Below are 22,390 nucleotides of genomic sequence, written 5' to 3'. Positions count from 1 at the left end.
CCTAGGTACCGGGCGGAGGCGGCGGTGCGACGGTCGCCGTCAGGCCCAGGTGGTTGTCGGGGTCCTGGAGGCTCGCTCCCGCCGTCGCCAGCAGGCGGCGGACCGCGGGCTCCGGAAACCGGATCACCACCGGCGTCGGCAGGGTCGTCTCGCGGACCGCCGTACCGACGTGGCCGGTGCGGACACGGTCGGTCACCCTGGCCACCACCCTGACGTCCAGGGTGAACTGGACCAGGACCGCCTTCGTCTTCGGCTTGTGCAGGGGCGTCGAGCCCGCCGAGTTCGCGGCGGCGTCCGTCGTGCCGCCCGCGCCCCCGACGGCGCCCATCAGCTGGTTGAGCCGGAACTGGTCCGCGTTGAGCAGGCCCGCACCGCCCAGCGCCCGCGCCTGGCGACCGTGGCCGGCGGAGCTCAGGCCGTCCGTCTGGGTGGGCCGGGGCGCCTGGAGGTGGCTCTGCCCGACCGTCTCGAAGGTCATCGTGTCACCGACGCCCAGCACCCGCCCGTCCCGCAGCCGGGCGTGCAGGGAGGCACGCAGGTCCTGGCCCGCGGCACCGGAGGCGTGCACCGGCGGCAGCTCGGCACCGGCCGAGGTGAGCAGCGGCAGCGCGGCGATCAGCCACTCGGTGGAGACGGCCTCCTGCAGCGCGTACGCGGCGGCCTGTCCGCGGTCCCGGAAGCGCCCGCCACCGCCCGCCTCCCGGACGGCCGCGTTCACCAACTCCCGTACCCGGGGGGCCCCTTGGAAGCCGTTGATCTGCGCCTCCATCGGCAGCCGCAGTCCGCCCGCGTGCCAGGCGCCGAGCTCGCCCGGGCCGTCGCCGCGCCCACCGCGGACAGGCGGAGCCGGGTCCCGCACGGGGGCGACCACCCGGCTCAGGGCCGCCTGGTCCTTCCTCAGCACCCGGTGGGTCAGGGCCAGGCCGTCCAGCCGGGCCAGCGCCAACCGGGTGCCGCCCTGGAGCAGTTCGAGGCTCGCCCGGACCGGCAGCCGCAGCCTCGCCGACGGCGCGGACTTCGCCTCCGCGACCGTCTTCATGCCGAGCTGGCCGCGGCTCGCCCCGCCGGCGCGCCGCGCGTCACCGGACGCGTAGCCGAGGCCGGCCGCAGCGCCCGTGCTCTTCAGCTGCCCCGCCCCGCCGTCCGGTCTGCCCGATCCGGCGAGGACGCCCTCGACGCCGGTCACCCTTCCCTCGTCGTGGGCGACGGCCTGCTGGGTCACGGCCGCGGTGATGTACTCCAGGTCCCGGCCGTCGACCGCGTCGCCGGTGTCCTCGCCGTCCGCCGTGCGGTCGACCCGGAACACCGCCCAGTACGGCGTCCGGCGGCCGTCGAACAGCTCGACGGTGACCCCGCCGTCCATGGTGCCGGACAGCAGCCCGGCCGAGCCGTCCCGGTCCAGCACCCGCAGCAGCCGCTGCACGTTGTCGTTGCGGTCCTTGAGCTGCTGCCGGGGCAGCAGGCTGTCGGCGAGGTCCTGGTGGCGGTTGCGGACGAGGTCCGAGCGCAGCCGGCCCAGCAGGGGCACGAAGTCCGGCAGGTCCTCGACCATGCCGAAGCCGAGGGGGAGGGCACGGCCGAAGGCGGGCGAGCCCGTGGCGGTACTGGCCCGCGCCCGCCCGGCGGCCGTCCGGGAACCCTCCGCCCTGCTCTCGCCGCTCGCCGCCGGATGCCGCATGACGGGGTCCGAGCCGGCGTCCAGCTTCAGCTGCCGCCGTATCCGCGGCGGGAGCTGGGCCTCGGTCAGCCACACGCCCGCCGCCCCCGGCAGGGTCCGGGCGGCCTTCGTCACGTACGGGCCGCCCCCGGTGACCTTGACCTCCGCGACCATGTCGACCAGTACGTCGCACTGCACCAGGTACAGCGGCGCCTTCCTCGGGGTGTGGGCGTTGCGCTCGACCGTCCCCGACAGGGCCTCGGCCCGGCTGTCGCCGCGGCCCGTGGTGCGGAACGCCGACAGGCCCTGTCCGGTGCGCCACCCGGGGCCGTTCTCCGAGCCGGTCATCCCGAACTGCACGGTGCTGGTGGTGCCCTGGCCCACCTGACCCGCCGACTGGTGGCCGCCCAGCACGAAGGTCTCGGTGCCCGGCCCCTCGGCCCGGTGCACGAACCTCGGGTTGGCCAGGACCAGCCGGGTGCCGACCGCGCCGTTCAGAGCGGCGAGCCGGCGCGGATACCGAAGGTTCTTGACCACCCAGCCGGCGGACGCGGCCTGCCGCAGCGCCGCCTTGACCGCCCGCTCGCCGAACCGCTCCTCGACCGCGAGCCGCGGCGCGAGGCCCTCCGTCGCCAGGGCCGGGTCCTCGCGCAGCGCCTTGTCGCGGGCGGCGGCCCGGGCCAGCAACTGGAGGGCGAGCGCCCGTACGGGTTCGGTGTCGAGGTGCTCCACCAGCTGCCAGTCCCGCAGCACCCGCCCGGCGGACGGCCGCGGGGTGATCGACGCCAGGTCGCCGATGCCCTCGGCGGTGAAGGCGTGATCCGGAGCGGGTGGTCGCGCCGCGCGGGCCTCGGCCACCGCGTCCAGCCGGTCTTTGCCCTCCTCGTCCAGCGTGAACTCGGCCGGGGAGAGCAGCCGTACGTCCTGGGCGTCCAGGTGCAGCCCCGCCAGCAGCCTGGCCTGAGGTGTGTGCCGACCGGGCGAGCCGACGCTGAGCCCGCGGGCGAGCTTGCGGGGCCGGGACGTCATGGTGACGTCGACGCGCATGCTCAAGGCCGCGGCGAAGGCGGCGGCGGTCTCGGAGCCGTTGGTCAGGATGTCCGAACGGCCCGTGGGGCCGGCCTGGTTGCGGCGGGTGCCGGAGCTGTGCCGCTCGTAGCGGGCCGCACCCGTCAGCACACCCGGCACCAGCCGGGCCTGGCCGAGCACCAGACCGCCGATCGAGCGCGAACTGCCCCGCCCGCTGGTCGAGTTGCTGGTGACACCGGAGTGGGCGCGCACCATCCAGTCCTTGATGTCGCCCTGGTACTCGGTGTCCGACAGCTCGCCCCGCACGAGCAGCTGCACGTCGTGGGAGTGCAGAGCGGTCTTCCGGCGCAGCCGCACCCGGACGCCGGTGGACAGCAACTGGTCCTTGTTCACCCGGAGGTTGGTCTCCGACAGGGCCGTCATCAGCTCACGGTGGTTGGCCCGCTGCGCCTCCGCCTCCTCGGGGCTGGTGTGGGCGGCGGTCGGGGTGGTGCCGAAGCCGGGGAGATAACCGGCCAATCTCGGGTCCGTGGCGAAGAGTTCGTGCACCGCCCGCAGCATCGGGCCGGTGTCGAGCCGGCTGAGGGCGACGCTCGATCCCCTCGCCCCGTAGGGGAGACGGCGCTCGACGTCCACCTCCTCGCCGTTGTCGTCCCTCCGTCTCGGCTTCCGGACGAACTCCGCGGCCTCCATGCCGTCCGGCAGCGGCAGCCCCAGCTCCCGTGCCTCGTCGGCCCGCAGGCTCAGCCACACGTTCATCGCGTGGGTGGCGACCCGGCGGCCGGGGTCCAGGATCATCTCGGCGGAGCGCGGGCCCGTGCCCTCCGCGGTGAGGACGACCGTCCCGAAGTACAGCGCCTTCTCGCCCCGCACCTCCGCTCCCTGCCGGGTGGACACGGTCTGCTCGGTCGCCGTGAACCGTGCCGAGCGGGCGGTCGCCACCGGCATCGCCGTCGCCCGCACCACGGCCGCGTTGCCCGCCGCGCCGACGCCGATCGCCGGACCCAGACCGGCCGTCACGGCCCGTCCCTTGCCGGCGGACTCGGTGACCGTGTGCTGGGCCTGCTGGTGGGTGCGCAGCTGGGTTCTGCCCGTGCCCCAGGCGGGGGAGAGGCCGGTGATCGCCGCGCGCAGCCGGTAACTGCCCGCCGTCCTCCCGTCCTTGGACTGGAGGTCCGCGCCGAGGACACCGCCCCGCAGCAGCCGGGGCAGGTCCTCGAGCACCGTCGCCGTCGCGGTCGCCTCGTACAGCCGGGCCCGGCCCGGCGCTCCGGGTGCGGTCAGTGAGGGGTGCAGCACGGAGGCGACGGCCGAGAAGAGCCCGCCGCCGCTCTCGTGCGGGGCGGCCGGGTCGGTGACGGCGACCGGGGCCAGGGAGTCGGCGAGCGAGACGCTCCGCGCGGTGTCCGCCGTCACCGGCCGCGGCGGCGCCGGCGCACCCGTGCCGACCGGGACCAGATGCTCGGTCGGCACCCGCTGGGTCAGCGTCCCCGTGTCCTTAAAGGTCCGTGCCTCCTCGGTGCCGGTCCGGCGCACCCGCACCTCGTAGACCACCTTGCGCCGCACCTCGACCGAGCCCTTGTCGCTGCGCAGGACCCGCGGTTCGGCCACGTTGCGCTGATGCCGGGACTCCCGCGAGGACTGCCAGGGCTGGACGTTGCCGCTGGCCGCGCCGCCCAGCCACAGCCCGGGCGCCACCGGCGCGAGCCCGAAGACCAGGCCGCCGACGCCGTGGCTCGAGGAGTTGCCGGCCGTCCTGCTCGCGGTGGCGGCGGTGTTGTGCTGGACGTCGACCTTGGTGTCCCTGCCCTCCTCGTCGTCCAGGTCGGCGACCTCGTCGGTGCCCGACCTGGCGTCGGCCGGCAGGCCCTTCGGCTGGAAGACGGGCGGCCGGTCGTCGGGGGCCCGGCGGACGGCGACCGTCACGTCGTACCACTCCTTGCCGGTGCGGCCCTCGACGGCGAAGGCGCGGCCCCGGCCGAAGAAACTCTCCGGCCGTCCGGCCAGTTCGGCCGCGAGGTCGCCGACGGTGCCGTCCGCGTGCCCCACGACGGCGGCCACCGCGTGCCGCACGAACTCGTGCCCGGTCAGCCCGTACGCCGTCGACAGCCCGGCCGCCTCCAAGTGCATGAGGTACGACGGCAGTTCGAACCCGGCCTCGGTGCGCTCCTCGATGGCCGGCAGCGCGGGTCCAGAGCGCTCGGTGCGGGCCCGCCGCACGGCACGTGCCGTGGCCGCGTTCCCGGCGGACTGCTGGAAGGCGAGCAGGGCGTGCGCGGGCGGCCCGGCGGTGCGGGGCACCGGGGGAGCCTGCTGAGAAGTGCCGGATCTGCCGTCCCGTGGCTGCTGCTGGTTCCGCACGGCCTCAACGTAAACAGGGCTGACCCCCCTCCGGTCACTCCGGTGCGATTCGCCGCGTCCCCGCCATCGGAGCGACAACTCCCGTACACCAAACGGCCATTCGAGGACTTTGCCAGCTCTTTACAACCCCTCTCCGTGCTGTCTCGTCTCTCCGCTCGATCCACGACACAGCCCGCCGGCCCCACGCCGGACGGACCGACGAAAGAGAGCGATTCATGCGCCGAACCGGCCTCAGTGCCATGGTGATCGCGGCCACCGCCGTCCTCGCGGGCGCGGTGCCCGCGTTCGCCGCGGGGACCTCCGCGAGCCCGACCCCCGCCCACCGCGCCACCGCCAGCCCCTCCCCGCGCGCCACCGCGCCCACCCTCGCCCCCAGTGCGGCCCCGAGCGATGCCCGCCGCGTCTCCCCGACCCCCGTGCCGACCCGGCCCTCCGGCGGTCAGGTCGCCGTCGTGCCGAGCGGCGCGCCGAACACCGGTGAGGTGACCTCCTCGAACTCCTCCGACACGGGAGTCCTGATCGGTGGGGGTGCCGCCGCGGCCGTCGTCGTGGGCGGAGGGGCGGTCTTCCTCCTGCGCCGTCGGCAGGCGCACGGGGAATGAGCCGCTTCTCCGGGCGCGTACTCGCCCCTCTCGCCCCCCTCGCGCTGGCCGCGTTGCTCGTGGGCTGCTCGGGCACTGGAGCCACGACCGGGAGCCACCTGAGCGGGAGTTCCGCGAGCGCGCCGTCGTCCTCGGCGCCGCCGGCCGCGAAGAAGGTGCCGGCGGTGGGGCGATCGGTCCCGGTCGGGCTCCGGATTCCGGCGATCGGGGTGGACACCCCGGTGATGAAGCTGGGGCTGGCTGCGGACGGCACCGTGCAGGTGCCGCCGATCCAGCGGCACGACCGGGCGGGCTGGTACGACAACTCGCCGACGCCGGGCCGGACCGGACCGTCGGTGATCCTCGGGCATGTCACGGTCGGCGCCTACGGGGACGGCGTCTTCCGCCACCTCGCGGAACTGCGCCGGGGCGAGAGGATCGAGGCACGCCTGGAGAGCGGCACGGTTGCGGTGTTCACCGTGACCGACGTACGGACGGTGGCCAAGGACCACTTCCCGACCAAGGAGGTGTACGGGGACGTGAACCGGCCGGAGCTGCGCCTCATCACCTGCGGCGGGGAGCGGACCGGTGACGGGTACCGCGACAACGTCATCGTCTTCGCGGCGCTGACCGGCACCGGTCCCTGACGGCTGCTCGGAGCCCGGGCCGGCGGAACGTACGCCGGCGGCCCGGGCTCTTCCTCCACGCACCACCCCCCACGAACCCGGGAGAACGTTGAAACGGTCCCGCGAGAAGGCCGCGTCCGAGCTGTTCGCCGCCCTCTATCCGCGTCTCGCCGGCTGGTGCCGCCGGCTCGTCGACGACGACGAGACGGCCCATGAGATCGCCTCGGAGGCCTTCACCCGGCTGTGGGCCCGCTGGACCGCCGTGGCCGAGCCGCGCGGCTTCCTCTACGTCACCGCGGCCAACCTCGTCCGCGACCACTGGCGCAAGCTGGAGCGCGAGCGCAGGGCCGTGCGCCGCGCCACCCACGAGGCCGCGGTCAGCCCACCCACCGAACAGAGCGACCCCTCGGTGCGCCTGCTCGTGCAGGCCCTCCCGGAGCGACTGCGCGTGCCGATCCTGCTGCACTACTACGCTGACATGCCGATCCGGGAGGTGTCCGTACTGACCGGACGCAAGGAGGGAACCGTCAAGGCCGACCTGCACGCGGCCCGCGAACTGCTCCGCGCCCACCTGAGGAGAAGCGTTGATCACACACTCTGACGAGGGCCCGGACTCCGAACCCGAGGACGAGCTCACCGTCCTGCTGCGCCCACCGGCCCACTACCTCGGCGCGCCCCCCGGCCGCTACGAGGCGATCCGCCGCGGCGCCTCCCGCCGCCGCGCCGTCCGCGCCGCCGTCGGCGCCGCCCTGACCTGCGGCGTGGCCGCCCTGATCGTCCTCCCCCTGCGCCCGACGGCCACCACCGGCCCCCACACCCCGACGGTCCCCTTGGCCCCGCCCCCGGCGAGCAGCCCCGTGACGCCGCCGTCCCGCACACCGACCCCCGAACCGTCGAGCGCCCGCACCGGCCGGCCCACCCAGTCCGCCCGGACCCTCGCGCCGAGCGATGCCCCCACCCCCACCAGCCGCACCGGCGCCTACCCGGCGCCCTCCGCCCGCGTCCCTTCCCTCCAACCCAGCCCGGGCCCCGGCGCCATCCGGTCGACCCCGACGACCGCGGCATCCCCTTCGCGGGGCCGCTGACCCACCCGACGGTGGTGGTCGGCCGCGCCCCCGGGCCCCACCGGTGGAAAAACTGTTATCGCCCAGGAGGCCGGCCCGTCCCCACGGGTGTGATCTCCGACATTGCCAACCGCAGGGGCCCGGCTGAGATGGTGCGGGCATGAGGACGCACGCCGACGTCGGGACGGCCGGACGGCACTGGCGCAAGACCATCACCGCAGCGCAGGCCGGCGACCGGCAGGCGCTCGACGAGCTGGTCGCGGGCTGGCTGCCGCTGGTCTACAACGTCGTCGGGCGCGCCCTGAACGGCCACGCCGACGTCGACGACGTCGTCCAGGAGACCATGCTGCGCGCCGTCGACAACCTCGGCGCCCTGCGCGACCCGGACAGCTTCCGGTCCTGGCTGATGGCGATCGCCATGCGCCAGATACGGGACCGGGCACGCCGCAGGACGCCCCGCCGACTGGACGAGGACGCGTCCCACGAGGCCACCGACTTCGCCGAACTCACCGTGCTGCGCCTGCAGTTGGAGGGGCAGCGGCGCGAGGTCGCACAGGCGGTGCGCTGGCTCGACGACGAGGACCGGCAGCTGCTGTCGCTGTGGTGGCTGGAGGTCGCGGGAGAGCTGACCCGCCGCGAGCTGGCGGCCGCGGTCGGCATCAGCAGACAGCACGCGGCCGTACGCGTCCAGCGGATGAAGGAACGACTGGAGACCTCGCGCGGGATCGTGCGCGCGCTGGAGGGCTCCTGCCCGCAGCTGCGCGAGCTGACCGCCCGCTGGGACGGGCGGCCCGACTCGGTGTGGCGCAAGCGGCTGGCCCGGCACATCAGGGGCTGCGCCTACTGCGGGGACGCCCGCGAGTCCGTCGTACCGGCGGAACGCCTGCTGGTCGGCATCGCGCTCGTCCCGCTGCCCGTCGGCTACACGGTGTCGCCGGCCCTGGGCGGCAAGACGGCCGTTGCCGCGACATCGGTCGGCTGGTCCGGCAAGGTGCTCGGCGCCCTGACCAAGCCCGCCGTCGCCGTCACCGCGGGCGCCACGATCGTCGCGGGCGGCGCCTATGTCGTCACCCGGGCCCCGGCCACCACGCCCCCGCACGCGGCGCCGGCCCCTCCCGCCGCGACGCGCACCTACCACCCGCCGTCCCCCAGGGCGACCCCGTCGCCCTCCCCGTCCCCGTCGGTGACCCACGAGAAGACCGCCGTCTACGGCAGCGTCGTCGACGCCGTGGACAGGGCGCCCGACCCGAACACCCCGCCCGGCGCCCTGCCGCACCGCCCCGAGAAGGGCGTCACCAGCACCGGTGGCCCGCGCGCCTTCATCTCTCACCGCGGTGAGCACGTGACGCTCAGCGGCGAGGGCTATGTCCTCGTCCGCTGGCAGATCGTTCCGCAGGGCAGGTCCGGCGGCCTGGTCCCGCCCTCCTGGACCGGCCTGAAGGGCAAGCTCTTCCATGTCGCCTCGGGCGGCGGCCGTCGCATGGACGACCCGGTCAGTCCCACCGACCCCACCGCCACCGGCATGGGCTCCAAGGCCACCGGCTACGACGTGCTGCCGGCCGGCACCCAGCAGATGTGGCAGAACGAGTACTTCTACCTCGACGGCAGCGTCACCCTCACCCTCAACGAACGCGGCGCCGACTACAACCTGAGCATCTTCCCGTCCACCTGGGACGCGGCCCGGGCGGACATCGCCACGGGCCCGCCCAAGGGAGTCAAGCGCTACGGCCTGGTCCGGGACACCGGCAAGGACGACGCCCCCGTCCCGCAGTACGTCACCCGCTCCACCCCGGCCGACCCGGCGACGGTGCCTCAGCGCTCCCGCGTGTAGCCCCGCAGCGCGCACAGCAGGTCGATGCGGTTGGTGGTGATCGAGTCGACGCCCAGGTCGATCAGCCGGCGCAGGGAACGGCGGGTGTCCGGGGTCCACACGGACAGCAGGTAGCCGTCGCGGTGGACGCGGGCCGCGAGGTCGCGGTCGACCAGCGGGAAGCGGTAGTTGAGCCAGCGCGGCTTGACCGCATCCAGCACGGCGGGGCGCGGGGGAGCCAGGCTGCCGCAGGTCAGGGCGATCTCCGCGGACGGGTCGGCACCGCGCACGGCGAGCATCGCGGCCGCGTCGGCGCAGTAGTAGACCCGGTCGGCGGCCCCCGCCTCCCGAACGACGTCCACGATCCGCCGTGCCGTGCGCACCTCGCGGGTCCCCGGCAGGTCCAGCATCACCCGGCTGCCCCCGGTCGCCGCGAGGGCCTCGGCGAGGGTCGGTACCGCGCCCGCCGTCAGGCCGCGCACCTCCGCGGCCGACAGCGCGAGCAGCGGCCGGTCCCGCTCCCACAGCCGCTTCAGCGTCTCGTCGTGCAGCAGCACGGGCACGCCGTCCTTGGTGAGCCGCACGTCGACCTCGACGGCGTCCGCGCCCCGGTCGAGCGCGGAACGCAGCGAGTCGATCGTGTTCTCACGGAAGCGGTACGGGTCGCCGCGATGGGCCACGGCAGTCAGCGTCTGCATGCGCCCATTGTGTCGGGACCGATCGGCGACGGTCACGGGGCTCAGGTCGTGAGCCACTCCGCCGTGTACGTGTCGATCTCGTCCTTGATCCGGCGCTTGCCGGCCTCGTCCAGGAAGGACGCGTCGACCGCGTTCTTGGCGAGGTCGGCCAGACCGCGCTCGTCGAGACCGAGGAGGCGGGCGGCGACGGCGTACTCGTTGTTGAGGTCGGTGCCGAACATCGGCGGGTCGTCGGAGTTGATCGTCACCAGGACCCCCGCCTGCACGAACTCCTTCAGGGGGTGCTCGTCGAGGGTGGGGACGGCGCGCGTGGCGATGTTGGAGGTCGGGCACACCTCCAGCGGAATCCGCCGCTCGGCGAGGTGCGCGAGCAGCTTCGGGTCCCGGGCGGAACTGGTGCCGTGCCCGATGCGCTCGGCGCGCAGGTGGGTGAGCGCGTCCCACACCGTCTCCGGTCCCGTGGTCTCGCCAGCGTGCGGCACGGAGCGCAGGCCGGCGTCGATGGCCCGGTCGAAGTAGGGCCTGAACTGCGGCCGGGGCACGCCGATCTCCGGCCCGCCGAGCCCGAAGGACACGAGCCCCTCCGGGCGCAGCCGCTCGTCGGTCGCGAGCCGCACGGTCTCCTCCGCCGATTCCAGCCCGGCCTCGCCGGGAATGTCGAAGCACCACCGCAGGACGGTCCCGAACTCGGCCTCGGCGGCCTTGCGGGCGTCCTCGATGGCGTCCATGAAGGCGCCCTCGTCGATGCCGCGCCGGGTCGAGGAGAACGGGGTGATCGTCAGCTCGGCGTACCGCACCCGCTGCCGGGCCAGGTCGCGCGCCACCTCGTAGGTCAGCAGCCGGACGTCCTCCGGGGTGCGGATCAGGTCGACGACGGACAGGTACACGTCGATGAAGTGCGCGAAGTCGGTGAACGTGAAGAAGTCGGCCAGGGCCTCGGGGTCGCTCGGCACCTTGGAGTCGGGGTGATGGGCGGCCAGCTCCGAGACGATCCGCGGGGAGGCGGAACCCACGTGGTGCACGTGCAGTTCGGCCTTGGGCAACGAGGCGATGAAGGCGTGCAGTTCGCCCGGCACGCTCGGCTCGACAAGACGCTCGGTCAAGGTTCCTCCCCGGAACGGCGCCCCGGGCGGTGCCGACGGGACGCGGGTGATCGGCTGATCGATGACGCGGGCTCATCGTAGGCCGCGAGTGGTCCTGCGATGCCTGGTGGGGGCCGGTGGGGAGTCGGCCGCCGGCGGGCCACCCGGGCGGTCGGGGTGGGGGAGGTGAGGCCGTACCATGGCCTCGCGATCGATTGAGGGGGACGGGGACGTGGCGGATCAGACACAGCCGGGTGGGGGCACGGGAGCCGGGCAGGACCCGTGGGCGCCGCCGGAGCACAAGACCTCGCTGGACAAGGGCGCGCCGGCGGCTGCCGGCCCTCAGGACCAGCAGCCCGCGGCCCAGCCGCACCCCGTCCACGACCAGGCCACGGTGACCTCGTTCCCGCCCGCGCCCGGCCAGAGCACCCCCGGCTTCGGCGCCCCCACCTACGCCCCGCCCGGCGGTCCCGCGGCGCCGGGCGGCTGGGCGGAGTCCGCCGTGCCGCCCCCGCCGACAGCGCCCGGCGGCCCGGGTGCCGCGCCCGGCGGCTACGGCTACCCCGCCTACCCGCAGGGCTACGGCTGGCCCGGCATGCCGCCGACCCCGCAGAACGGCATGGGCACCGCGGCCATGGTGCTGGGCATCCTGTCCTGTTGCCTGTTCTGCCTGTACGGCGTCGTCGGCCTGATCCTCGGTGTGCTCGCCGTCGTCTTCGGCGTCAAGGGCAAGCGGCGCGCCGACCGCGGCGAGGCGACCAACCGGGGCCAGGCACAGGCGGGCCTCATCACGGGCATCATCGGCATCATTCTGGGCCTCGCCACGATCGCCCTCCTGATCGTCGGCATCGTCGTCGCCATCCACGACAAGAACAAGATCGACGAGGGGCCGTCGTACAACTCCGCCCCCAGCGTCTCGGCCCCCCTCCTGACCCAGGACTGACCGCCGCTCAGTCCTGGGGGGGGGTGTTGTGAACACCCCTTAGCGCAATCGTCGCCGAGCCTCCATCAGGGCGAACCCCAGCAGATTCGGCCCCCGCCAGCGCTCCGGATCGGCCGCCGCCTCGTCGTCCGCGGCGAGGCCGATCCCCCACACGCGGTCCACGGGACTCGCCTCCACCAGCACCCGCTCACCCGTGCCCAGCAGGAACTCCCGCAGGTCCGCGTGCGCCGCGAACTTGTGGACGCCGCCCTCGACGACGATCCCGAAGCGCTCGCGCTCCCACACCGCCTCCTCGAAGCCGCGCACCAGCCGCCCCGCCTTCTTGGCCTGCGAGGGATGCCCGGCGTCCAGCACCCGCCGCTCCGCGTCGGCGTCGCCGAACAGCCGCGCTTTCCGCGCCATCATCCAGTGCTCCGCCGTCGCATAGGTCACCCCGTCCACGGCGAAGGGCGAGGGCCACCACTGGCTCAGACAGCTCGCCCCGACCTGCCCGTCCGCCCGCGGCCGGTGGCCCCAGAAGTGCAGGTACTTGATCTTCGCGCCCGCGCGAACCTGGCTGACCAGGGCTTCCCGCGAGTCGATTGCCCCCGTGACCTTTTCCATGCACGCGAGTCTCGCAGCCACCACTGACACTCCGTCCTCCCTTTTCCCTGCCCACTCGACACCTGGTCGACAGATTCCGTCGCGTAACCGAAAGGCAACAACGGAATCCCTTGTCGACCGGCATTCCCTCTGTCAGGATCGGCACTCAAATCGAGCTGGAGCTACGCCACCCGCCCCGCGGTCAGGGGGCTTCGGCGGAGGAGAGCGACATGCAGAACCCGGGTACCGCCACCCCGGAACGATTCCCCGCGCAGGACCGCTTCGCGGACGGCGCGCAGTACATCGCGGGCCGCCCGGCCAAGGGCACGTCCGGCCGGACCCACACCGTCGTCGACCCGGCGACCGGCGAGGACGTGTACACGTACGAGCTGGCCGGTGCGGACGACGTGGACACCGCCGTCGCGGCGGCGCGCGAGGCCTTCCCGGGCTGGGCCGGTCTCACGCCCGGCGACCGCTCGGACGCCCTGCACCGCTTCGCCGCCGTGCTCGCCGACCGTGCCGAGGACTTCGCCCGCGCCGAGTCCCTGCAGTGCGGCAAACCGCTGAAGCTGACCCGCGAGTTCGACGTGCCGGGGACCATCGACAACACCGCGTTCTTCGCGGGCGCCGCCCGGCATCTGCAGGGCCAGTCGGCCGGCGAGTACTCCGGCGACCACACCTCCTACGTCCGCCGCGAACCCATCGGCGTCGTCGGCTCCATCGCGCCCTGGAACTACCCCCTCCAGATGGCCGCCTGGAAGATCCTCCCGGCGATCGCCGCGGGCAACACCATCGTGCTGAAGCCCGCCGAGCTGACCCCGCTGACCTCGCTGCTGTTCGCGCAGGCCGCCACGGACGCCGGCATCCCGGACGGTGTCGTCAACATCGTCACCGGCACCGGCAGGGAGGCCGGCGAGCACCTCGTCGGCCACCCCGACGTCGCCATGACCTCCTTCACCGGCTCCACCGCCGTCGGCAAGCGGGTCGCCGAGATCGCCACCGCGACCGTCAAACGCCTCCACCTGGAACTCGGCGGCAAGGCCCCCTTCGTCGTCTTCGACGACGCCGACCTCGAGGCCGCCGCCAACGGCGCGGTCGCCGGCGCACTCATCAACACCGGCCAGGACTGCACGGCCGCCACCCGCGCGTACGTGCAACGGCCCCTCTACGAGGCGTTCCTCGAGCGGACGGCCGCCCTCATGGAGAGCGTCCGGCTCGGCGACCCCTTCGCGCCCGGTACCGACCTCGGCCCGCTGATCTCGCACGTCCAGCGCGACCGCGTCGCCGGTTTCGTCGAGCGGGCCCGCTCCTGCGCGCGCGTGGTCACCGGCGGCGAGACCCCGCAGGGGGAGCTGAAGAAGGGCGCCTACTACCGCCCCACCCTGGTCGCGGACGCCGCCCAGGACAGTGAGATCGTCCAGTCGGAGATCTTCGGTCCGGTGCTGGTGGTCCTGCCGTTCGACAGCGACGACGAGGGCATCCGGCTCGCCAACGACACCCCGTACGGCCTCGCCGCCTCCGCCTGGAGCCGGGACGTCTACCGGGCGAACCGCGCCACCCGCGAGATCAAGGCGGGCTGCGTGTGGATCAACGACCACATTCCGATCATCAGCGAGATGCCCCACGGCGGGTACCGGGCGTCCGGCTTCGGCAAGGACATGTCCGCGTACTCGTTCGAGGAGTACACGCAGATCAAGCACGTCATGTTCGACAACACGGCGGTGGCCCGCAAGGACTGGCACCGCACGATCTTCGGGGACCGATAGCCGCAGGACAGGCCGCCCGAACCCGCGGCCGCCACTCCCGAAAGGGCAACCAGCGCATGGAGCAGTACGAGCCCGACCGCCTGTCACCGGCCGTGGCGGCCGCGATGCGGCGCAGCCTTCGCGACGGCCGGGCGGCGATGACCCGCCGGTCCCTGTTGCGCGCCTCCACGGGCGGCGCGCTCGCCCTCGGCGGCCTGGCGACGCTGAGCGCCTGCGGCATCCCCGCGGCCGGCAAGACGCAGGGCGGGCAGTCCGCGGACGACCACTCGGCGAAGGAGAAGGAGGTCGACTTCTCCAACTGGCCCCAGTACATCGACGTGGACAACAGCCAGAAGCACCACCCCACGCTGGACGCGTTCCGCAAGCAGACCGGCATCACCGTCAAGTACACCGAGGACATCAACGACAACGACGAGTTCTTCGGCAAGATCCAGCCGCAGCTCGCCGCCGGCCAGGACACCGGCCGGGACCTCCTCGTCCTCACCGACTGGCTGGCCGCGCGCATGATCCGGCTCGGGTACGTGCAGAAGCTGGACGCGTCGAACCTGCCGCACGCCTTCGCCAACCTCTCCGAGCAGTTCCGCAGCCCCGACTGGGACCCGGGCCGCGCCTACTCGTACCCGTGGCAGGGCATATCGACCGTCATCGCGTACAACAAGAAGGCCCTGGACGGCGTCGAGGTGAAGTCGATCTCGGACCTGCTGGACAACCCGAAGCTCAAGGGCCGCGTCGGCTTCCTGACCGAGATGCGCGACACCATCGGCATGACCATGCTCGACATGGGCAAGGACCCGGCGAAGTTCACCGGCGACGACTTCGACGCGGTCATCGCCCGCCTCCAGAAGGCCGTCGACATGGGCCAGATCCGCCGCTTCACCGGCAACGACTACACGTCCGACCTCACCAAGGGCGACTTCGCCGCGTGCGTCGCCTGGGGCGGTGACATCGTCCAGCTGCAGGCGGACAACCCGGACGTCGGCTACGTCATCCCCGCCAGCGGCTACATGACCTCGACCGACAACATGCTGATCCCCAACAAGGCCCGCCACAAGACGAACGCCGAGCGGCTCATCGACTACTACTACCAGCCCGGGCCGGCCGCCCAACTCGCCGCCTACGTCAACTACGTGAGCCCGGTCGCGGGAGTGGTGCCGTACCTCGCCAAGATCGACAAGTCGGCGGCGACCAACCCGTTGATCGTCCCTGACAAGGCCATGCAGGCCAGGTCCCACGCCTTCCGCGCACTGAGCTCGAAGGAAGAGACGGCCTACCAGCAGAAGTTCGCGAAGCTCACAGGGGCGTGACGAAGATGACCAAGGACACCAGCGGAGACGTCCGCCTCTCCGGCATCAGCAAGACGTACGACAACGGCTTCACCGCCGTGCACCCGCTCGACCTGACCGTCCCGCAGGGCTCCTTCTTCGCCCTGCTCGGCGCCTCCGGCTGCGGCAAGACCACCACCCTGCGCATGATCGCCGGCCTGGAGGACCCCACCAGCGGCACCGTCCACCTCGGCGAGCAGGAGGTCACCCGACTGCCGCCCTACAAGCGGCCGGTGAACACCGTCTTCCAGTCGTACGCCCTCTTCCCGCACCTCGACATCTTCGAGAACGTCGCCTTCGGCCTGCGCCGGCGCGGCATCAAGAGCGTGAAGAAGCAGGTCGAGGACATGCTGGAGCTGGTCCAGCTCGGCGAGCAGGCCCGCAAGAAACCGCACCAGCTCTCCGGCGGCCAGCAGCAGCGCGTCGCCGTCGCCCGCGCCCTGATCAACCATCCGAAAGTGCTCCTCCTGGACGAGCCCCTCGGCGCCCTCGACCTCAAGCTGCGCCGCCAGATGCAGCTGGAGCTCAAGCGCATCCAGACCGAGGTCGGCATCACCTTCATCCACGTCACGCACGACCAGGAGGAGGCCATGACCATGGCCGACACGGTCGCCGTGATGAACGCGGGCCGCGTCGAGCAACTCGGCTCCCCGACCGACCTGTACGAGAACCCGCAGACCACGTTCGTCGCCAACTTCCTCGGCACCTCCAACCTCATCGAGGCCGAGGTCGACTCCAGGAGCGGCGAGGACATCGTGCTCAGGGCGGGCGGCGGCAAGCTCGTGCTGCCCCAGGCGCGCTGCTCCGCGCCCACGACCACCGGCGGCAAGGTCCTGGTCGGTGTCCGCCCCGAGAAGATCTCCCTCACCCACGCCGACGACGCGGGCGAGATCGCCGAGGGCCGCAACCGCATCTCGGGCACGATCGCCGACTCCTCCTTCATCGGCGTCTCCACTCAGTACGTCATCGACAGCCCCGTCTGCCCCGACTTCGAGGTCTACGCGCAGAACATCGACCGCGACCCCCGCCTCGTGCCGGGCGCCGAGGTCGTCCTGCACTGGAACCCCGCGCACACCTTCGGCCTTGACGCTGCACAGTCCCTGCTTGCTGGGACGGTGGGCGACGCTGGTGTCGCCGAGGTCGAGGAGGACGCCGCCTGATGGCCGCCGTCACCGAGGCGCCGCCCCTGGCGCCGGCCCCAGAGAAGAAGCCGCCGCGCAAACGTGGCCGGCTGGTGCCGTACTGGCTCCTGCTCCCCGGCATCCTGTGGCTGATCGTCTTCTTCGCGCTGCCGATGATCTACCAGGCCTCCACGTCCGTGCAGACGGGCTCCCTGGAGGGGGGCTACAAGGTCACCTGGCACTTCGCCACCTACTGGGACGCGCTGTCCCAGTACTGGCCCCAGTTCGTCCGCTCGGTGCTCTACGCGGCCGCGGCGACCGTGCTGTGTCTGCTGCTCGGGTATCCGCTGGCGTACCTGATCGCCTTCCGCGCGGGGCGCTGGCGCAACCTGATCATGATCCTGGTGATCGCGCCCTTCTTCACCAGCTTCCTGATCCGCACCCTGGCCTGGAAGACGATCCTCGCCGACAACGGCCCGGTCGTGCACACCCTCCACTCCCTGCACGTCCTGGACCTCACCAACTGGCTCGGCTGGACGGCGGGCGACCGGGTGCTGGCCACCCCGCTCGCGGTCGTGTGCGGACTGACGTACAACTTCCTGCCGTTCATGATCCTGCCGCTGTACACCTCGCTGGAGCGCATCGACGGACGGCTGCACGAGGCGGCCGGCGACCTCTACGCGAAGCCCTTCACCACCTTCCGCAAGGTGACCTTCCCGCTGTCCATGCCGGGCGTCGTCTCCGGCACGCTGCTGACCTTCATCCCGGCGGCCGGCGACTACGTCAACGCGGACCTGCTCGGCTCGACGGACACCCGGATGGTCGGGAACGTCATCCAGACGCAGTTCCTGAGAATTCTCGACTACCCGACGGCGGCGGCCCTTTCCTTCATCCTCATGGCCGCGATCCTCGTCATGGTCACCATCTACATCCGCAAGTCCGGGACGGAGGATCTGGTTTAGATGGCCCTCGTCAACTGGCTCAAACGCCATCTCGTCGTCATCGCGGGGCTGATCACCCTCGGATATCTCCTCCTTCCCAACGTCATCGTCACGGTGTTCTCCTTCAACAAACCGAAGGGGCGCTTCAACTACGAGTGGCAGCAGTTCTCGCTGGACGCATGGAAGCAGCCGTGCGGGGTGGCCGACATGTGCGGCTCGCTCTCCATCAGCCTCCAGATCGCGGCGCTCGCGACGATCGGCGCCACGGTCCTCGGCACGATGATCGCCTTCGCGCTGGTCCGTTACCGCTTCCGCGCGCGGGGCGCCGTGAACTCGCTGATCTTCCTGCCGATGGCGATGCCCGAGGTCGTCATGGCGGCCTCGCTGCTCACCCTGTTCCTCAACATGGGCGCCCAGCTGGGCTTCTGGACGATCCTGATCGCCCACATCATGTTCTGCCTCAGCTTCGTCGTGGTCGCCGTCAAGGCGCGCGTGATGTCGATGGACCCGCGGCTCGAGGAGGCCGCGCGGGATCTGTACGCCAGTCCCGCGCAGACCTTCCTGAGGGTCACGCTGCCCATCGCGGCACCGGGAATCGCCGCGGGCGCGCTGCTGTCCTTCGCGCTCTCCTTCGACGATTTCATCATCACCAATTTCAACGCGGGCTCGACCGTCACGTTCCCCATGTTCGTCTGGGGTTCGGCACAGCGCGGGACACCCGTTCAGATCAATGTCATCGGGACGACCATGTTCCTGGTCGCCGTACTGTTCGTGCTGGCGGCCATGCTCATCGGGAATCGCCGCACCAAGCAGAAGGCCTGACCGCACACCCCTGGTAGGGAGTTGAAATCATGGCCCCGAGCGCCATGAGCCGTGGCAACAACTGGACCAAGTCGCTTTCCGAGGCCCAGCCGGTCCCGTACTGGCTGGAAGATCCCGGCAGGCCCCGCCCCGAGCCCGCGCTCACCGGAGGCGAGACCTGCGACCTGCTGGTCGTCGGCGGCGGCTACAGCGGACTGTGGACCGCGCTGATCGCCAAGGAGCGCGACCCCGGCCGGGACGTCGTCCTGCTGGAAGGCCGGGAGGCGGGCTGGGCCGCCTCCGGGCGCAACGGCGGCTTCTGCGCCGCCTCCCTCACCCACGGCCTGCCCAACGGCCTCACCCGCTGGCCGGACGAGATCCACCGCCTCCAGGAACTCGGCGCCCGCAACCTCGACGAAATCGAGAAGGCGGTCGCCCGGTACGGCCTGGACTGCGACTTCGAGCGCACCGGCGAGATCGACGTGGCGACGCAGACGTACCAGGCCCGGGAACTGCGGGACTGGTACGAGCAGATCGAGCGCGAAGGACTCGCCGACGGCGTCGAGTTCCTGGACGCCGACGCGGTGCGGGAACAGGTCGACTCACCGACCTTCCAGGCGGGTCTGTGGGACCGCAGAGGCGTCGCCATGGTCCACCCCGCCAAGCTGGCCTGGGGCCTCAAGCGCGCCTGCCTCCACCTCGGCGTCCGCGTCTACGAGCACACCCCCGCCCTCACTCTGAAGCCGTACGGCGCCGGGATGGCCGTGCGCACCCCCTACGGCTCGGTCCGCGCCCGCGAGGTCGCGCTCGGCACCAACATCTTCCCCAATCTGGTCAGACGCGTCCGGGCGTACACCGTGCCCGTCTACGACTACGCCCTGATGACCGAGCCGCTCACCCCGGACCAACTCGCCTCCGTCGGCTGGAAGAACCGCCAGGGCCTCGGCGACTCGGCGAACCAGTTCCACTACTTCCGTCTCTCCGCCGACAACCGCGTCCTGTGGGGCGGTTACGACGCCGTCCACCACTACGGCGGCCGGGTGCGCGCCGAGTACGACGACCGGCCCGAGACCTACGCCAAGCTCGCCGGGCACTTCTTCACCTGCTTCCCGCAACTGGAGGGCGTCCGCTTCACGCACGCGTGGGGCGGCGCGATCGACACCTGCTCGCGCTTCTCCGCCTTCTTCGGCACCGCCCACCAGGGCAGGGTGGCCTACGCGGCCGGCTACACCGGCCTCGGCGTCGGCGCCACCCGCTTCGGCGCCGAGGTGATGCTGGACCTGCTGGCGGGGGAGACGACCGAGCGCACCTCCCTCGAGATGGTGCGCAAGAAGCCGCTCCCCTTCCCGCCCGAGCCCTTCGCCTGGACCGGCATCGCCCTCACCAAGTGGTCCCTCGCCCGCGCCGACTCCCACGCCGGCCGCCGCAACCTCTGGCTGCGCACGATGGACAGACTGGGACTCGGTTTCGACAGCTGACCGTCAGTCAGTCGTTGACCAACGTCCGCCTGACGCCCCGAGGTGGCCGACGCGCACCAGGAACAGCCACAGCGCGGACAGCAGCACCGCACACAGACACCAGCTCGCCACCACGTCCAGCGGCCAGTGATAGCCGTGCCGGACCAGGCCGTAGCCGACCCCGAGAACGACCACCACGTACCCGATGACCAGCGCGCGGCGCCAGCGGGCCGAGCTCAGCCAGGGGAGCAGGACCAGGGTCGCGGAACCGTAGGCGACGCCGGCCGTCGCCGTGTGCCCGGACGGGTAGTAGCCGGTGCCCGGCATGATCCACGGGCCCCGGCGGGCGATCAGCTCCTTGAGCGGCACGACCAGCGCCGGGACCAGCGCCATCAGCACCGCCGCCGCGAGCGGCGCCAGCCACCAGCGGTCCGTCCCCGCGGCGCGCCCGCGGCAGGCGACGTACCCGAGGACCACGGCGAGCACCGGGACCGCGACCGTCACGTTGCCGAGGTCGGACAGGGCCCCGTAGAAGCGGCTCGGCACGACGACCGCGCGGCTGATCCGCTCGTCGACGCGCAGCAGCAGGCCGCCGGAGACGACCTGCCAGGTGATCAGCGCGAAGAGGAGGGCGGGAAGCCCGAGAAGGAGGATGAGGAAGGAGGCCGGCCGCCCCGGAACAGGGGGGGTCGTTCCGGGGCGGCCGATCGGATCGGATGGACGCCCACCCCGGGGGGTTTGGGGCGGGCGACTGTCCGATCGGTGAGGAGATCCGGAGCCGGAAGCTCCGGGTGTGTGCGCGAGGGCACGACCAGGTCGTAGCTGGGGAGGCCACGGCCTGAAGTCGCCCACAGTCCCCTGTGGGCGGGGTGTATCTCTCATCTGGGTAGAACCTACGGCAGTCCGGTGGCCGAAGACAGCCGCAACGGCGTCCCGACAGACACCTCGCACACCTTCTTCACACGGCCTGCCGTCGGTCGCCCCCATGTGACTCAGATGCGGGCGAGCGCCTGCTCGATGATGTCGAGGCCCTCGCCGAGCAGATCCTCGCCGATGACCAGCGGCGGCAGGAAGCGCAGCACGTTGCCGTAGGTGCCGCAGGTCAGGACCAGCAGCCCCTCCTGGTGGCAGGCCTTGGCCAGCGCGGCGGTCGCCTCCGGGTTGGGCTCCTTGGTCGTACGGTCCTTGACCAGCTCGATCGCGATCATGGCGCCACGGCCGCGGACGTCGCCGATGACGTCGAACTTCTCGGCCATGGCGGAAAGGCGCGGCTTCATGATCGACTCGATGGTCCTCGCCTTCGCGTTGAGGTCGAGCTCCTTCATGGTCTCGATGGCGCCCAGCGCGCCCGCGCAGGCGACGGGGTTGCCGCCGTAGGTGCCGCCGAGCCCGCCCGCGTGCGCGGCGTCCATGATCTCGGCGCGACCGGTGACGGCGGCCAGCGGGAGCCCGCCCGCGATGCCCTTGGCGGTCGTGATCAGGTCCGGGACGATCCCCTCGTCCTCGCAGGCGAACCACTGGCCGGTCCGGCAGAAACCGGACTGGATCTCGTCGGCGACGAAGACGATGCCGTTGTCGGAGGCGAACTTCCGGATCGCCGGCAGGAAGCCCTTCGCCGGCTCGATGAAGCCGCCCTCGCCGAGCACCGGCTCGATGATGATCGCGGCCACGTTGTCCGGGCCGACCTGCTTGCTGATCTGGTCGATGGCCTGGGCGGCGGCCTCGGGACCGGCGTTGTCCGGACCGGTCGGCCAGCGGTAGCCGTAGGCGAGGGGCACGCGGTACACCTCGGGCGCGAACGGCCCGAAGCCGTGCTTGTACGGCATGTTCTTGGCGGTGAGCGCCATCGTCAGGTTGGTACGCCCGTGGTACCCGTGGTCGAACACGACCACCGCCTGCCGCTTGGTGTACGCGCGTGCGATCTTCACGGCGTTCTCGACGGCCTCGGCGCCGCTGTTGAACAGCGCGGACTTCTTGGCGTGGTCACCCGGGGTGAGCTCGGCGAGGGCCTCGGCGACCTCCACGTAGCCCTCGTACGGGGTGACCATGAAACATGTGTGGGTGAAGTCGGCCAGCTGCGCGGAGGCCCGGCGTACGACGGCCTCGGCGGAGGCGCCCACCGAGGTCACCGCGATGCCGGAACCGAAGTCGATGAGCCGGTTGCCATCGACGTCCTCGATGATTCCGCCGCCCGCGCGCGCGGTGAACACGGGCAGCACGGAGCCCACACCCTGCGCGACCGCCGCGGTACGGCGGGCCTGCAGTTCCTGCGACTTCGGACCGGGGATGGCGGTGACGACGCGGCGCTCCTGCGGAAGTGCGCTCATGACGGGCTCCTGGGGGGAATTGCGGACTTGCTGTCTGTTGCCTTCTTTTCTCGCAGGCTAGGACGGGGAGAGGGGGGTGGGCATGCTCCATGTGGGCGTTGTCGGCGCATCGGGTTGTCCGCGGTGGACATAGCGGCGCGCGGGGCCGGGCGACGCGCCACCGGACCGGACCGCCGGTAACCGTCTGGCGCCGCTCCTCCCGCAATCGGTGAACTCCCCTGG

At 72.3% G+C, this 22,390-nt stretch carries 18 protein-coding genes; 12 read left to right on the top strand and 6 right to left on the bottom strand.

Features of this window, described 5'->3' with window-relative positions; genetic code table 11:
• Position 1: 1 nt before the first annotated feature.
• The gene (locus tag ACIRVK_RS13220) at positions 2-4,987 is read right to left on the bottom strand and encodes a hypothetical protein (RefSeq protein WP_404246282.1); all 4,986 of its coding nucleotides are present in this window, start codon (positions 4,985-4,987) and stop codon (positions 2-4) included.
• A gap of 275 nt (positions 4,988-5,262) precedes the next feature.
• On the opposite strand from ACIRVK_RS13220, the gene ACIRVK_RS13215 reads away from it, so the two are divergent.
• The 5 genes from ACIRVK_RS13215 (at position 5,263) to ACIRVK_RS13195 (ending at position 9,149) form a co-directional block, all read left to right on the top strand.
• Positions 5,263-5,649, top strand: coding sequence for a sortase-dependent protein (locus ACIRVK_RS13215; protein WP_404246280.1), 387 nt, complete (start codon positions 5,263-5,265; stop codon positions 5,647-5,649).
• Positions 5,646-6,275, top strand: a complete 630-nt coding sequence (locus tag ACIRVK_RS13210) for a class F sortase (protein ID WP_404246278.1) — start codon at positions 5,646-5,648, stop codon at positions 6,273-6,275. Before ACIRVK_RS13215 ends, ACIRVK_RS13210 begins: the two co-directional genes overlap by 4 nt.
• 88 nt (positions 6,276-6,363) lie before the next feature.
• Positions 6,364-6,855: an RNA polymerase sigma factor gene (locus ACIRVK_RS13205; RefSeq protein ID WP_404246276.1), complete on the top strand. Its 492-nt coding sequence runs from the start codon at positions 6,364-6,366 to the stop codon at positions 6,853-6,855.
• Positions 6,839-7,339, top strand: coding sequence for a hypothetical protein (locus tag ACIRVK_RS13200; protein ID WP_404246274.1), 501 nt, complete (start codon positions 6,839-6,841; stop codon positions 7,337-7,339). Before ACIRVK_RS13205 ends, ACIRVK_RS13200 begins: the two co-directional genes overlap by 17 nt.
• Before the next feature lie 139 nt (positions 7,340-7,478).
• Positions 7,479-9,149, top strand: a complete 1,671-nt coding sequence (locus ACIRVK_RS13195; protein ID WP_404246272.1) for an RNA polymerase sigma factor — start codon at positions 7,479-7,481, stop codon at positions 9,147-9,149.
• Here ACIRVK_RS13195 and ACIRVK_RS13190 read toward each other — a convergent pair.
• The gene (locus ACIRVK_RS13190; protein WP_404246270.1) at positions 9,131-9,826 is read right to left on the bottom strand and encodes a glycerophosphodiester phosphodiesterase; all 696 of its coding nucleotides are present in this window, start codon (positions 9,824-9,826) and stop codon (positions 9,131-9,133) included. The genes ACIRVK_RS13195 and ACIRVK_RS13190 overlap by 19 nt on opposite strands.
• A gap of 41 nt (positions 9,827-9,867) precedes the next feature.
• The gene (locus ACIRVK_RS13185) at positions 9,868-10,929 is read right to left on the bottom strand and encodes an adenosine deaminase (RefSeq protein WP_404246268.1); all 1,062 of its coding nucleotides are present in this window, start codon (positions 10,927-10,929) and stop codon (positions 9,868-9,870) included.
• A gap of 211 nt (positions 10,930-11,140) precedes the next feature.
• Between ACIRVK_RS13185 and ACIRVK_RS13180 the strand changes: the two genes are divergently transcribed.
• Complete coding sequence (locus ACIRVK_RS13180; RefSeq protein ID WP_404246266.1) at positions 11,141-11,851, top strand: DUF4190 domain-containing protein; 711 nt, start codon at positions 11,141-11,143, stop codon at positions 11,849-11,851.
• A 39-nt stretch (positions 11,852-11,890) separates the two neighbouring features.
• Here the strand turns inward: ACIRVK_RS13180 and ACIRVK_RS13175 are convergent, their stop codons facing one another.
• The gene (locus ACIRVK_RS13175; protein ID WP_404246264.1) at positions 11,891-12,454 is read right to left on the bottom strand and encodes an NADAR family protein; all 564 of its coding nucleotides are present in this window, start codon (positions 12,452-12,454) and stop codon (positions 11,891-11,893) included.
• A gap of 209 nt (positions 12,455-12,663) precedes the next feature.
• Here ACIRVK_RS13175 and ACIRVK_RS13170 point away from each other — a divergent pair, with 209 nt between their 5' ends.
• Genes ACIRVK_RS13170 through ACIRVK_RS13145 form a run of 6 tightly spaced genes read left to right on the top strand, consistent with a single transcriptional unit; the run spans position 12,664 to position 19,862 of the window.
• Positions 12,664-14,199, top strand: a complete 1,536-nt coding sequence (locus tag ACIRVK_RS13170; RefSeq protein ID WP_404246262.1) for a gamma-aminobutyraldehyde dehydrogenase — start codon at positions 12,664-12,666, stop codon at positions 14,197-14,199.
• Between the two features lie 56 nt (positions 14,200-14,255).
• Positions 14,256-15,503 carry a PotD/PotF family extracellular solute-binding protein gene (locus ACIRVK_RS13165; protein ID WP_404246260.1) on the top strand — a complete coding sequence of 416 codons (1,248 nt, stop codon included), beginning with the start codon at positions 14,256-14,258 and terminating at the stop codon, positions 15,501-15,503.
• 5 nt (positions 15,504-15,508) lie between these two features.
• On the top strand, positions 15,509-16,681 hold the full coding sequence (locus tag ACIRVK_RS13160) for an ABC transporter ATP-binding protein (protein ID WP_404246258.1): 1,173 nt from the start codon (positions 15,509-15,511) through the stop codon (positions 16,679-16,681).
• Positions 16,681-17,604: an ABC transporter permease gene (locus tag ACIRVK_RS13155; RefSeq protein ID WP_404246256.1), complete on the top strand. Its 924-nt coding sequence runs from the start codon at positions 16,681-16,683 to the stop codon at positions 17,602-17,604. Before ACIRVK_RS13160 ends, ACIRVK_RS13155 begins: the two co-directional genes overlap by 1 nt.
• On the top strand, positions 17,605-18,405 hold the full coding sequence (locus tag ACIRVK_RS13150; RefSeq protein ID WP_404246254.1) for an ABC transporter permease: 801 nt from the start codon (positions 17,605-17,607) through the stop codon (positions 18,403-18,405). It abuts the gene before it with no gap.
• A 29-nt stretch (positions 18,406-18,434) separates the two neighbouring features.
• Complete coding sequence (locus ACIRVK_RS13145) at positions 18,435-19,862, top strand: NAD(P)/FAD-dependent oxidoreductase (protein WP_404246252.1); 1,428 nt, start codon at positions 18,435-18,437, stop codon at positions 19,860-19,862.
• 3 nt (positions 19,863-19,865) lie between these two features.
• Here ACIRVK_RS13145 and ACIRVK_RS13140 read toward each other — a convergent pair whose 3' ends face one another.
• Together ACIRVK_RS13140 and gabT are read right to left on the bottom strand one after the other, a co-directional pair.
• Entirely contained in the window at positions 19,866-20,693 is an 828-nt protein-coding gene (locus tag ACIRVK_RS13140) for a phosphatase PAP2 family protein (protein WP_404246250.1), read from the bottom strand.
• A 140-nt stretch (positions 20,694-20,833) separates the two neighbouring features.
• The gene (gene gabT, locus ACIRVK_RS13135; RefSeq protein WP_404246248.1) at positions 20,834-22,168 is read right to left on the bottom strand and encodes a 4-aminobutyrate--2-oxoglutarate transaminase; all 1,335 of its coding nucleotides are present in this window, start codon (positions 22,166-22,168) and stop codon (positions 20,834-20,836) included.
• Between the last annotated feature and the right edge of the window lie 222 nt (positions 22,169-22,390).

Origin of the sequence: Streptomyces sp. NPDC101152, assembly GCF_044768275.1 — a bacterium.
GTDB lineage: Bacteria > Actinomycetota > Actinomycetes > Streptomycetales > Streptomycetaceae > Streptomyces.
This window is presented reverse-complemented; position numbering and strand designations above follow the sequence as displayed.

Coding starts and splice junctions, on each gene's coding strand:
- ACIRVK_RS13215 (WP_404246280.1), top strand. CDS start 5,263: ATGCGCCGAACCGGCCTCAGTGCCATGGTGATCGCGGCCACCGCCGTC.
- ACIRVK_RS13210 (WP_404246278.1), top strand. CDS start 5,646: ATGAGCCGCTTCTCCGGGCGCGTACTCGCCCCTCTCGCCCCCCTCGCG.
- ACIRVK_RS13195 (WP_404246272.1), top strand. CDS start 7,479: ATGAGGACGCACGCCGACGTCGGGACGGCCGGACGGCACTGGCGCAAG.
- ACIRVK_RS13190 (WP_404246270.1), bottom strand. CDS start 9,826: ATGCAGACGCTGACTGCCGTGGCCCATCGCGGCGACCCGTACCGCTTC.
- ACIRVK_RS13175 (WP_404246264.1), bottom strand. CDS start 12,454: ATGGAAAAGGTCACGGGGGCAATCGACTCGCGGGAAGCCCTGGTCAGC.
- ACIRVK_RS13170 (WP_404246262.1), top strand. CDS start 12,664: ATGCAGAACCCGGGTACCGCCACCCCGGAACGATTCCCCGCGCAGGAC.
- ACIRVK_RS13165 (WP_404246260.1), top strand. CDS start 14,256: ATGGAGCAGTACGAGCCCGACCGCCTGTCACCGGCCGTGGCGGCCGCG.
- ACIRVK_RS13160 (WP_404246258.1), top strand. CDS start 15,509: ATGACCAAGGACACCAGCGGAGACGTCCGCCTCTCCGGCATCAGCAAG.
- ACIRVK_RS13155 (WP_404246256.1), top strand. CDS start 16,681: ATGGCCGCCGTCACCGAGGCGCCGCCCCTGGCGCCGGCCCCAGAGAAG.
- ACIRVK_RS13150 (WP_404246254.1), top strand. CDS start 17,605: ATGGCCCTCGTCAACTGGCTCAAACGCCATCTCGTCGTCATCGCGGGG.
- ACIRVK_RS13145 (WP_404246252.1), top strand. CDS start 18,435: ATGGCCCCGAGCGCCATGAGCCGTGGCAACAACTGGACCAAGTCGCTT.
- gabT (WP_404246248.1), bottom strand. CDS start 22,168: ATGAGCGCACTTCCGCAGGAGCGCCGCGTCGTCACCGCCATCCCCGGT.